Here is an 11859-nt window from a genome sequence, read left to right on the forward strand (position 1 = left end):
GGGCATGACGTCGGCTGTGCGGCGCGGTGCGATGAACGGTCGGCCTGCCCGGGGCAGCCGGTTCCTGATGATCGGTCAGGACGGCGAGCGGTACCGGACCGGGGGTGTCGGAGGCCCGCCGGACGGGGTCGTCAAGCTCCCCGGGGTCGGTCACCCGGATTCCCGTCATGCCCAGGGCGCCGGCGACGGCGGCGAAGTCGGGATCGTCCAGCTCCGTACCGAACTCGGGCAGGCCGACCTGCTCCTGCTCAAGCTTGACCATGCCGAGCCTGCGGTTGTCGAAGACCATCAGGTTCACGGGCAGGCGGTAGCTCTTGATCGTCATCAGGTAACCCAGCAACATGCTCAGCCCGCCGTCGCCGCAGAACGCGACCACCTGCCGGTCGGGCGCCCACAGCTGCGCGCCGGGGGCCTGGGGCATCGCGTTGGCCATCGAGCCGAGATTGCAGGAGCCGAGCAGGCGCCGCCGGTCGTGCATGGTGACGAACCGCGAGAGCCAGACTGTGGCCGTACCGGTGCCGGAGGTGAAGATCGCGTCCGGGGGCGCGTAGGCGTTCACCGCTGCGGCCAGGGCCTCGGGGCGGGGCGCACGTCATGTTCCCGGAGCCGGGGGACGCCGGCCCCGCCTGACCTCGGCCGGCCGAGGTTCACCTGCGGGCCGGCCGGCGCCGTGTCGGGCCGCGGGGGATCCACGTCGCGCTGGTCCACCAGAACCTGCCTGGCGTCCTCACCACCGCTGGCGCGAGGCCTGACCTGTGGTCCGGCCAGGTGTCTTCCCCGCGTGGGTCGCCGTTGCGGGGGTAGGCGCCGCTAAGCCGTCCTGCTCCGGCCGGAGCAGTGGTGGAACCTCCAGGAGCGGAGACGTCGATGACCACCGCGAACGCGTCGTCCACCCCCGTCGGACTGTTCGCCAACCGCTATCGGGTCCAGGGACACCTGGGCAGCGGTGGCGCCGCCGAGGTGGTGCGCGCCGTCGACGAGCGGCTGGAGCGCCCGGTGGCCCTCAAGGTCTTCCGGGCCGGGGCCGGAGCGGAGGCCGCCGAACGCTTCGCTCTGGAGGGCCGGACGCTGGCCCGACTGCGGCACCCGGGCCTGGTGCAGGTGTACGACTACGGCCATTGGGACGAACGGCCCTTCCTCGTACTGGAACTGATCGAGGGCCCGACGCTGCGGGATGTCCTTCGGCGTGAGCCGCTGTCACCATCGGCGGCGGCACGCCTGGGAACCCGGCTGGCCAACACGCTGTCCTTCGTCCACGGGCACGGCATCGTCCACCGGGACGTCAAGCCGGCCAACATCCTCATCGGCGCGGGTGGGGCGCCGCGGCTCGCGGATTTCGGTGTCGCCCGGCTCACCGGGGACGCCGCCGTCACCCGGACGGGATTCGTCGTCGGCACTCCGGCCTACCTGGCACCGGAGCAGATCCGTGGCCGGCAGGCACAGCCGGCCGCCGACGTCTACGCACTGGGCCTCGTTCTCCTCGAATGCCTCACGGGACGTCGCGAGTACGGCGGCGCGCCGCTCGAAGCCGCCGCCGCGCGCCTGCACCGCGCGCCTGCCGTACCCGGAGGCCTCCCCGCCCTGCTCCGGCAGGTCCTGCGAAGGATGACACTCACCGACCCGCGGCAGCGACCGTCGGCGATCGAGTGCGCCGAGGTGCTCGGGGAGGTCATGTCGGCCGCCGGTGCGGTCCGTACGCAAGCCCTGCACCTGCCGGCACCCTTGGTGCGGCCTGAACCCCCGCACCCCACGTCCGCACCGGCCGCACCGCCGACGCCGGCACGCCGAAGGCGCGGGGTTTCCCTGGCGGCCGCGACCGTCCTGGGGCTGGCCGCACTGGCGGGTGGTAGCACTCTCGGCGCTGCTCCTCCCGCGGTGACCCCGGCGCCCGCCGCCCCGGCGGGCGGGCCGGACCCGGCCGGCAGCACCTCAACGCCGCGGGCGGACGTACCCGCGGCCGGCGTACCGGCAGCCGCTCCGAGCGCGGGCACCGCCCCAGCCACGGATACGTCGGGGTCCGCTCTCCCGTCGGCTCCCACCGCCGGCTCTGGTCCGGCGACGCACGCGCCCTCCAAGAACAACGCAAACGGGAACGGCAACGGCAATCAGACCACGCCTGTGAAGGCCAAGAGGAAGCACTGATCCACAGCCGCGCGGCAGGCACGGGCAAGGCTGCGAAAGGTCGCACGGGGTTGCTCTCTCGCCCGGCCTGACCGGGGCCGGCGGGCGGGACGGGGTGTCCTGAGTGACGCTCACATGTCGAACGGTCAGCGGCCCGGTTCCCTTGTCGAAAATGGGACTGCTTCATTGAGATGCGCGCCGGTCACAAAACCGGTCTCGCAAGGCCTGGCGGCCGGCCGGGGTCGTCCGGCCGACACCCCTTGCCCTGCGGGCCGCCCGGGGCCAGCGGCGGGAGGGCACCGCGGGCGCCGCCCTGGCCGCCGGCGCCGGGACGGCGACCGCCGCCACGGCCGCCGCAGCGCCGACGGACACCGCGTACGTGAGTCCCCGCTGCCCGCCGGCGTTCCGCCGTCCCGGCCCGTCGTCGGCCGTCCCCGGGCTGCCCTCCGGCCTGCTGCCCTTACGGCACCACAGTCACCGACGGCGGCCGCTACGCCTGGGCGAACGACCCGGTGATCGGACTACGCCGGCCGGCCACGACGTGACAAACCCGCTCGGCAGCCCGGTCGGTGTCCTGGCGCACCGGCCGGTCGCCGGAGACGGGTACGCCCCCGGGCCCGACCCGGTGGACGCCCTTCCGAGTCGCGCGGGCCGCGGTCGCCCGGCCGGATGTGCCGGTGGTCCGGGGCAGGGAACGGGCAGCCCGGGTGGGCCCGGACCGCCCCTCGTCGCGCTACCGGTACAGGCCGTCGTAGGCGGCCATGACGATCTCCATGCCGCGGTTGTCCTCGTGCTGCTCCCGGTCGATCATCTGGTTCATCACATAGGCCACCGTCAGCCGCGAGCCGGGATCGCTCACGACCAGCGAACCGCCCCAGCCGCCCCAGCCGAAGGTGTTGCCGAACCTGCCGAAACCCACCGTCCAGGACATCGGAGTCCCCAGCACGCGGTCGTCACCGCGGAACACTTCCTGCCACGCGGGCTCGCAACCCCGGGGGGACAGCAGTCGCACGCCACCGGCCGAACCCTGGTTCGCCAGCACCGACTGCGCGAGGGCCACCGAGCGCGCGTTGCCGAAACCGTTCACCGCGGGGATCTGTGCACGGCGCCAGGCTGTGGAGTTGGCGTCCTTGACGCGGATCGCGGCACCGGCGTTCTCCCGGCGGGTGCCGTCCGGTCCCGGCGGTGCGCTGGACGCGTACTCGTCGGTCAGTGACGGCGGCGGGATGAGCGGTGCGACGCGGTGGTCGTGCTCGGGGGAGAGCCCGATGTGGAAGTCCGCGCCCAGCGGTTCGGCCACCTCCTCGGCGAAGAACCGGCCGAGGCTGCGACCCGTGATGCGGCGGACGATCTCGCCCACGAGGAAACCGAAGGTGAGCGCGTGGTAGCCGGCGGCCGTACCCGGCTCCCACGCGGGGGCCTGCGCGGCCAGCCCCGCCGTCACGCTCTCCCAGTCGTAGAGCTCCTCCACCACCGCCGGCCCGGACAGCTCCGGCAGCCCCGCGGTGTGCGACAGCACGTGCCGCACCAGCGTGCCCTCCTTGCCGGCCGCCGCGAACTCGGGCCAGTAGGCGGCGACCGGCGCGGAGAGGTCGAGATCGCCCCGGTCGGCCAGAATCAGCGCGCACAGGGCGGTCATGTTCTTGGACACCGAGTTCACACCGACGAGGGTGTCGCGCTCCCAGCCGACGGAGCGGTCCGCGTCGGCGTACCCGCCCCAGATGTCGACCACCTGCTCGCCCTCGAGGTAGACGGCGGCCGAGGCACCCACGTCGTCCTTGCCGAGCAGAGTCGCAAGGGCCGCACGGACTGCGTCGAACCGCGGTTCGCAAGCTCCCTCAATATCAGCCATGGTGAAAGCCTCAGGTAATGCCGAGGCCTCCTGCCCGACAATTCCCGCACCGGTTCTGTCGGGTCGGGCGCGATCAGATCTTCTCCACTGTGATGAGCCGGCCCGGCCACCGGGCCGCTGCGGCCGCCCGTGGTCGGCCGGCCGGAGGGCGAGTCCTACGCTGGGTACGAGAAGGAAGGACGGATCCGCGTGCTGGAGCGGCTGAACCAGGCGCTGGACCACCTGGAGGCCTGCCTCGACCGGGAGGTCGACATGGCCGAGGTGGCCCGGATCGCCGCGGTGTCGGAGTACCACTTCCGTCGGCTGTTCTCCGCGCTCGCCGGAATGCCGCTCCCGGTCTACGTGCGGCGTCGGCGGATGACGCTCGCCGGGGCCGAGGTGCTGGCCGGGGAGCTGACGCTGCTCGACGTCGCGGTGCGGTTCGGGTACGGCTCGGGCGAGGCGTTCGCCCGAGCGTTCCGCTCGGTGCACGGCATCGGGCCGGGCGAGGCCCGGCGGACGGGTGCGGTGCTCACGGCGCAGCCGCGGATGTCCTTTCGGGTCGTCGTCGAGGGCAGTACGGCCATGCGGTACCGGATCGTGGAGAAGGAGCCGTTCCGGGTCGTCGGCCGCAAGGCCCGGCTCCCGCTCGTGCACGAGGGGGTCAACGCCGGCGCCGCGGCGCACCTGGCGAGCCTCGACGAACAGGCGATCGTCCGGATGAAGCAACTGGCCGGCCAGGAGCCGCAGGGGATCCTGTCGGCGGTGGTGTACCTGACCGACAGCCGGGAGGAGGGCGCCGAGGCGGACTACTGGATCGGCGTGGTGACCCGCCCCGGGGCGGCCGTCGAGGGCCTCGACACCCTCGACGTGCCGGCCGGCACCTGGGCGGTCTTCGACAACCACGGGCCCTACCCCAGCGCCCTCCAGGAGCTGTGGCGCGACGTGTTCACGCAGTGGTTCCCCTCGAACCCGTACACGAGCCGGACCGGGCCGGAACTCCTGCGGACGCGGCCGGTGGAGGTCGGCACGGAGACCGACTCCCAGTTGTGGATCCCGGTCGAGCGGGGCGGCGGGGCATCGGGGCGTCAACACCGTTCCCTGTCACCGGAGTCCTAGGTGTACTGACCACGGAGGTTGGTGACACGGCTCACGGCGTGGTGATCTTGAAATGAGTGAGGGCCTTCCGGCTCGGTGTGGATTGCGACGTCTAGACCCGGGTGTGAGCGGGTGTTCGAACTCACCTGTCAGCGGACAGTGGCTGACCCGTCGCAACGATTCCTGATGCCGTAGGTCAAGCCGCCAGGTCCAGAGGTGATGTTCCGGCCTGGTCTGCTGGGCCTGAGTAGCTGGCTCGGCGAAGTCCAAGGACTCCAGATCAGCCTCGACGCCGCCCGCAACAAACTCGCCTCAAGATGGAAGGGCACCTGCCCGTCCACTGGGGGGCAGAGGGTGGTGAGGTGCTCGGTCGGCTCAGCTCGGGTGAGCGGCCATGCGCGGCGAGGACGCGCCGGACGACCGCCCCGGCGGAGACTTCCCGCAGTCCGCCGGCCAGGGCCTGCGTGCGGGCCCGCGACCCGCGGACACCTTCGCGATCGAGCATCGTCATGCCTCGTTGGACCCGTCTGTGTCAGGAGACGGCCGTGTGGAGAATGTCGGCGAGCTCGGTGGGCGCCGACAGCATCGGCCAGTGCCCGGTGGGCAGGTCGAAGCGCCGCCACGGCGCGTGGTTGAGGAAGTCCAGCATCGGCACCCCGGCATCCAACAGGCCCTGGAAGTCACGGCAGGCGACCAGGACACGGTCCACACCGGGGCCGGGCGCGGCGTGGTCGGCGAGGCGCTGGGTGTAGGTGCCGAACGGCTGAGGAGTGGCACGCGCACGCAGCACGTCCCGCCGGCCCTCATCCAGCCCCTCGAGGCTGCTGGACAGACCCAGGACCTCGAACGGCGGCATCGACAGCTGCCAGCCGTCGCCGTGGGCCGTGACCTGCCGGCCCAGCTGGTCCGCTGCCTCCGGCGGCAAGAGGTCGAGCATGCGCATGCCCGCGGCGAACGGGGCACTGTCCACGTAGACCACGCGCTCCAGCCGGTCGCCGAGACGCCCGGCCGCTCCGGTGACGGGGGCGGCCGCGTAGCTGTGGGCGACCAGGGTGACGTCGTGCAGATCGTTCTTCTCGACGAACTCGGTGATGTCCGCGATGTGCGTGTCCAGGTCCGTCTGGGGCCCTCCCTCCTCCGCGCGCTCGGCCAGGCCGGTCAGCGTGAGCGGCAGCGCCGTGCGGCCGTACTCCCGCAGTGCGCGGGCGGTGTCTTCCCAGGCCCAAGCCCCGAGCCAGGCGCCGGGAACGAGTACGAAGGTGGTCATGTGATCTCCCTGAAGTGAGGTGCTGCATGGAGCGTAGAGTCGATACAGGACAGAATCAGCCCTGAAATGTCGAGTGATCCATGTCGCATCCCCTGACCCGTGTGCTCACCCTGCTGGAACTGCTTCAGTCGAACGCCGGGCTTACCGGGGCCGAGCTGGCCGACCAGCTGGACACCGACGTCCGCACCATCCGCCGGTACATCACCCACCTGCGCGACCTGGGCATCCCCGTGCAGGCCGAGCGCGGCCGCTACGGCGGCTACCGTCTGGCCCGCGGCTACCGGATGCCGCCCCTGGTGCTCACCAATGACGAGGCCCTCGCCGTTGTCCTCGGACTCCTCGCGGCCGAACGGCTCGGAATGGGTACGACGGTGCTGGCCGGGGCGGGCGCCCGGGCCAAGATCGAGAGGGTGCTTCCGGACTCTCTTCGGGAGCCGCTCGCCGCCATGCGGGAGACCCTGTCCTTCACCGCGAATGCCGTGATCGCGCAGGCACCCGAGAGCGGCGTCCTGCTTGCACTCGCGTGGGCCTCTCGTACCAGGACGACCGTCGGGATCAGGTACCAGTCATGGCGGCAGGACCAGACCGAGCGCGACATCGACCCCTACGGCGTGGTCTTCCATACCGGCCGCTGGTATCTCGTCGGCCACGACCACCTCCGCGACGACCTGCGAACCTTCCGCATCGACCGCATCGCCTCCGTCACTCCCCGCACGAAAGCCTTCATCATCCCCGACGGCTTCGACCCCGTCGCCCACCTGACCTCGACCCTCACCCAGGGGCCCTACCGTTGGCAGGTCGAAGTGACGATCCACTGCCCCCTCGACGAGATCGCCCGCAGGCTGCCGAACACCGCTGTCACGCTCACCGCCCAACCCACCGGCGTTCTGATGCAAGCCCGCGCAGAGCGCCTCGACGGCATGGCACACCTGCTCGCCTCCCTCGAATGGCCCTTCACCATCCACCATCCCGACGAACTCCGGCCAGCGCTCAAGAATCTGGCCGCCCAGCTCACAGCATCAGCCGAACGCACACTGCCGCAGTAGAGACCCGCAGTTCGGAAAAGCCACCCGTGCTGCACCCGTGTCCGGGCGGGGCACCGGCGCGCAGTGCTCGTCGAAGGCGGACCGCGCGAGGGAGAAGGAGAAGCAGACCAAGGCCCTCACGGTGGCCCCCGTTTCGCCCCGGGGCGAAACGGGGCTCCCCGACGGCCTGGCCGACGACCCGCTCGCGGCCGAGCGCTTCGCCCTCGGCGAGCAGCTGATCCGGGCCGACCAGCTGCTGCTCCAGCTGGACCGTGCGGCGGCGATCGCGGCGAATATGCCGACGGGGGGTCCGTTCCTACTGGTCGAGAGGGTGAGGCGCGCGCTCAGGCGCCGTGCCAGGACTTCCACAGCGCCGCGTAGCCGCCGGCGGCCGCCAGGAGTTCGTCGTGGCTGCCGAGTTCGGTCACCCGGCCGCCGTCCATCACCGCGACCCGGTCCGCGTCGTGCGCGGTGTGCAGACGGTGCGCGATGGCGATCACGGTGCGGCCCTTGAGCACGGCCGCCAGGGAACGCTCGGTGTGCCGGGCCGTGGTGGGGTCGAGCAGCGAGGTCGCCTCGTCCAGGATCAGCGTGTGCGGATCGGCCAGCACCACACGGGCCAGGGCGAGTTGCTGCGCCTGCTGGGCGTCCAGACGGTGCCCGCCGGAGCCGATCACGGTGTCCAGCCCCGTCGGCAGCTCCTCCACCCAGTCGACGTCGACGGCGGCCAGCACCGCGTGCAGCTGCTGGTCGGTGGCGTCGGGCGCGGCGAGGTGGAGGTTGTCCCGGACGGTGCCCAGGAAGACGTGGTGCTCCTGGGAGACCAGCACCACGTGCCTGCGCAGCTCGGCCGGGTCCAGCTCGGCGACGGGCACCTGCCCCACCGTCACCCGGCCGGTGCGCGGCACCTCCGCTCCGGCCAGCAGCCGGCCCAGGGTGGACTTCCCGGCCCCCGAGGGGCCGACCACCGCCAGCCTCGCACAGAGCAGGCCGAACCGCCGGCCGCCTGCGTGGCTGCCCGGCCGACCGTGCGGCTTCACCGACGAGAAGGGGCGAGGCGTTCGCCGGGCACGCGGTGCCGGGCGCGAAAGGTCGGGGTGACGTCGGCCCCGGTGGGGGCTGGTGAGTGGTGTCGACCGAATTCCCTCGGATCCCGCGTCGAAATAGGGTGGTCTCATGGAGATCAGGGAATTGCAGTGGTTCGTGGCTCTTGCCGAGTCGGAGCACGTGACCTCCGCGGCCGATCGGCTCAACATCACCCAGCCCACCCTTTCCCGTGCGCTCGGCCGGTTGGAGAAGCGGGTGGGGGTGCCGCTGTTCGACCGCCGGCAGAACCGGCTTCACCTCAACAAGTACGGCGAGGTGTTCCGGGCGCACGCCGTACGGGCCATCAGCGAGATCGACCGCGCGGAACAGCGCATCGCCGCGCTGATCGATCCCGACAGCGGTGCCATCACGCTCGGGTTCCTGCACTCCTACGGCACCTGGCTGATTCCCGGACTGCTCGCCGGGTACCACCGGATCGCTCCGGCGACGACGTTCGAATTGCGGGGCAGCGCGGCGGACGCCGTCGCCGACGGGGTGCGGCGCGGCCGCCTGGACCTCGGCATCACCAGCCCGCGCCCCGCCGACGAGGCGCTGCACTGGACACCGCTCCAGGACGAGCCGCTGGTTCTGCTCGTACCCGCCGACCACCGGCTCGCCAGCCGCGACCGGGTACAGGTGGCCGAGCTCGCCTCGGAGGCCTTCCTCGCGCTGCAACCGGAGTTCGGCCTGCGCCAGGTCGCCGATCGGCTGTGCGGGGCGGCCGGATTCACGGCGCGGATCGTGATGGAGTCCACGGAACTCAGCACGCTCCGCTCGCTGGTGGCGTCCGGGCTCGGGGTGGCGGTGGTGCCGGCCACCGGTGACCTGTCCGCTCATCAGCGTCTCACCGTCTCCGTACCGCTCGCCGACCCTGGGGCGTTCCGCACGATCGGGGTGATCGTGCCGGCCGGGGGCCCGCGCGCAGCGGTCGTGGCACGCTTTCACGACTACATCCGGTCCACCGCGCAGCTGCCCGCAGGCCCGCAGGCCCGCAGCGTGACCGTGACCCCGTGACCCCGCGACCGCCTGCCCCCGTGACCCCGCGACCGCCTGCCCCTGCCCCGCTGAGCTGGGGTGATGCACGCCAGGTATGACGGCGCCGGGAACGCGTCATTTCACAGCGGAACACCGCCGTCCGAGGATGGCGCCATGGGCACCAACCTCACCACCACCGTCACCACGCGGCCCCGTGGGAACCAACACCCGGAACGTGGGCTGCGCATGGCCGGGACGATCCGAACGGCAGGGCTTCCGCACGCGAAAGCCCGCGGGGGTGCCGTCTTCCTGGCAGCGGAGGACAGCATGGTGCGCGAGGCGCGTCACTGCGCCGCGGCTCTGCTGGCCTCCTGGGGAGTGACCGCCTCCGACCGCGAGTCCGCTGTCCTGATCATCGGTGAACTGGCAGCCAACGCCGCTCAGTACGGAGGTCCGGAGCTGGCCGTGAGCCTGTCGCTGCGGGGCACGATCCTGCGCATCGACGTCTGCGACTTCGGTGCCGGCCCGTCGGCCCCTGCGGCCCGGCCGGCCGAGGAGGGCGGATGGGGACTCGTGATCGTCGACCGGCTCGCCGACCGGGTGGAGACCACGATCTCCGAAGGCCGGCGCACGGTCCGGGCGGACCTGCGTCTCACCCCGACCGGCTCGCGAGGGGAGAAGTGATGGCCCTCGGACCTCAGTACGCCCGTTCGTGGCTGTTCACCCCGGCGGACCGTCCCGACCGCTACCCCCGGCGGGACCTGCCCGGCGCGGACGCGGTCATCCTCGACCTGGAGGACGCCGTGGCACCCGGCCGCAAGGCTCTCGCCCGCGACCAACTCACCCGGCACGTCGCCGCCGACACACCCGTCTGGGTCAGGATCAACGACCGGACCAGCGATCACTGGCGGGCGGACCTGGGAGTCGTCGCCGGCCTTCCCGCCCTCGCCGGGGTGATGCTCCCGAAGACCGAGCTAGCCGAGCACGTCGCCGCCACGGCGGCCCGGCTGCCGGCGGGTACACCCGTGGTCGCCCTCGTCGAGTCCTCGCTCGGAATCGAGAACGCGTTCGCCATCGCCTGCGAGGCGGCCACCTTCGCTCTCGCCTTCGGCGTCGCCGACTTCCGTCGCGAGACCGGCATGGGCGACGCGCCCGAGGCATGGGCCTACCCCCGGACCCGGCTGGTGATCGCCAGCCGGGCGGCCGGACTGCGCGGCCCCATCGACGGCCCCGCCATGCAGTTGGACGACGTCGCCGCGGTGCGGTCCGAGGCGCAGGCGGGTCGGGCCGGTGGATTCACCGGCAAGCTCTGCATCCACCCGGCGCAGACCGCCGCCGTGAACGCCGCCTACAGCCCCGCGCCGGAGCAGATCGCCTGGGCCCGCCGGGTTCTGGAACAGGCCGCGCGCAGTGAGGGCGCCGCCGTCCGGGTGGACGGCGAGATGATCGACCGGCCTCGCCTGGAGCACGCCCGTGACCTGCTGGAACTCGTTGCCGCGACCGACGGGTAGAGGGGAGCGCCAGGGAGCGGCGGGGAGCAGCGGGGGAGGGGCTGGGCGGGTCGGTGGGCCGCCCAGCCCCCGCGCACGGGCCGGAGTCGGACGCGCGCGGGCCCGTGCCGGACATGCGGGTGCCCGGGCCGGACGGGCCCGGGCACGAGTGCCGTTTGCCTCAGCCGTCGATGCCGGCAGCCTTTCGGGAGCGCTCGTCCCACACGGGCCGTACGGCGTCGAACGACGGGCCGTGGCCACGCCGGTACACCATCAGCGTCCGCTCGAAGGTGATGACGACGACCCCGTCCTGGTTGAACCCGATCGTGCGGACTCGGACGATGCCGACGTCGGGCCTGCTGGAGGAGGGGCGCGCGGACAGCACCTCCGACTCGGAGTAGATCGTGTCGCCCTCGAACACCGGGTTCGGCAGGCGTACGCGATCCCATCCCAGGTTCGCCATCACGTGCTGGGAGACATCGGTGACGCTCTGCCCGGTCACCAGGGCCAGCGTGAAGGTGGAGTCCACCAGAGGGCGGCCCCACACGGTCTGCGCCGCGTAGTGCCGGTCGAAGTGCAGCGGCGCCGTGTTCTGGGTGAGCAGCGTCATCCACGAATTGTCGGTCTCCAGCACGGTGCGGCCGAGGGGGTGCCGGTAGACGTCCCCCACCGCGAAGTCCTCGAAGTAGCGGCCCGGCCAGCCTCCCTCGGGGGCGCGGGTCGGGTCGGGCGGGCAGCTGGCGTTCTCGTTCGTCATACACCTCATCTTCGGAATGCCGGGCGGACTTGTGAAATGCCCGAATACGCCTGGTGCCATACGTGTCGCGCATGGTCGTCGGCGCCGCCGGGAGCGACCCGCGACCATGCACAACACGTATGGGGCGGCGGTCTTTTCGTCATTTCACAGCGGCTCCCGGGCGGCGGAAGGTTTCCCCACACACCCCAACCGCCCCTGGGAGGGACTTC

General features: G+C 72.1%; 9 protein-coding genes and 2 pseudogenes. 6 read left to right on the forward strand and 5 right to left on the reverse strand.

Annotated elements, in window-relative coordinates; genetic code table 11:
• Positions 1-34 precede the first annotated feature (34 nt).
• Positions 35-583 (reverse strand): annotated as a pseudogene (locus OG689_RS39555) (thiamine pyrophosphate-dependent enzyme); the annotation flags it as partial.
• A 284-nt stretch (positions 584-867) separates the two neighbouring features.
• Here OG689_RS39555 and OG689_RS39560 point away from each other — a divergent pair.
• Positions 868-2142, forward strand: a complete 1275-nt coding sequence (locus OG689_RS39560; RefSeq protein ID WP_266326650.1) for a serine/threonine-protein kinase — start codon at positions 868-870, stop codon at positions 2140-2142.
• A 712-nt stretch (positions 2143-2854) separates the two neighbouring features.
• On the opposite strand, the gene OG689_RS39565 is transcribed toward OG689_RS39560, so the two are convergent.
• On the reverse strand, positions 2855-3973 hold the full coding sequence (locus tag OG689_RS39565; protein WP_266326652.1) for a serine hydrolase domain-containing protein: 1119 nt from the start codon (positions 3971-3973) through the stop codon (positions 2855-2857).
• Positions 3974-4162: 189 nt separating this feature from the next.
• Here OG689_RS39565 and OG689_RS39570 point away from each other — a divergent pair, with 189 nt between their 5' ends.
• Entirely contained in the window at positions 4163-5071 is a 909-nt protein-coding gene (locus OG689_RS39570; protein ID WP_266326654.1) for an AraC family transcriptional regulator, read from the forward strand.
• A 511-nt stretch (positions 5072-5582) separates the two neighbouring features.
• Here OG689_RS39570 and OG689_RS39575 read toward each other — a convergent pair.
• The gene (locus OG689_RS39575; protein ID WP_266326656.1) at positions 5583-6317 is read right to left on the reverse strand and encodes an alpha/beta hydrolase; all 735 of its coding nucleotides are present in this window, start codon (positions 6315-6317) and stop codon (positions 5583-5585) included.
• Positions 6318-6418: 101 nt separating this feature from the next.
• On the opposite strand from OG689_RS39575, the gene OG689_RS39580 reads away from it, so the two are divergent.
• Complete coding sequence (locus tag OG689_RS39580; RefSeq protein WP_266326658.1) at positions 6419-7363, forward strand: YafY family protein; 945 nt, start codon at positions 6419-6421, stop codon at positions 7361-7363.
• 323 nt (positions 7364-7686) lie between these two features.
• Here the strand turns inward: OG689_RS39580 and OG689_RS39585 are convergent.
• Positions 7687-8319: pseudogene (locus tag OG689_RS39585) on the reverse strand (ATP-binding cassette domain-containing protein); the annotation flags it as partial.
• Between the two features lie 199 nt (positions 8320-8518).
• Here OG689_RS39585 and OG689_RS39590 point away from each other — a divergent pair.
• The 3 genes from OG689_RS39590 (at position 8519) to OG689_RS39600 (ending at position 10914) form a co-directional block, all read left to right on the forward strand.
• A complete protein-coding gene (locus tag OG689_RS39590) occupies positions 8519-9442 on the forward strand; it encodes a LysR family transcriptional regulator (RefSeq protein WP_266326660.1) in 924 nt (307 codons plus the stop codon).
• A 135-nt stretch (positions 9443-9577) separates the two neighbouring features.
• Complete coding sequence (locus OG689_RS39595) at positions 9578-10087, forward strand: ATP-binding protein (RefSeq protein WP_266326662.1); 510 nt, start codon at positions 9578-9580, stop codon at positions 10085-10087.
• Positions 10087-10914, forward strand: coding sequence for a CoA ester lyase (locus OG689_RS39600; RefSeq protein ID WP_266326664.1), 828 nt, complete (start codon positions 10087-10089; stop codon positions 10912-10914). Before OG689_RS39595 ends, OG689_RS39600 begins: the two co-directional genes overlap by 1 nt.
• A 160-nt stretch (positions 10915-11074) precedes the next feature.
• Here the strand turns inward: OG689_RS39600 and OG689_RS39605 are convergent, their stop codons facing one another.
• A complete protein-coding gene (locus OG689_RS39605; RefSeq protein ID WP_266326666.1) occupies positions 11075-11650 on the reverse strand; it encodes a MaoC family dehydratase in 576 nt (191 codons plus the stop codon).
• Positions 11651-11859 lie beyond the last annotated feature (209 nt).

Origin of the sequence: Kitasatospora sp. NBC_00240 (assembly GCF_026342405.1) — a bacterium.
Classification (GTDB): domain Bacteria; phylum Actinomycetota; class Actinomycetes; order Streptomycetales; family Streptomycetaceae; genus Kitasatospora.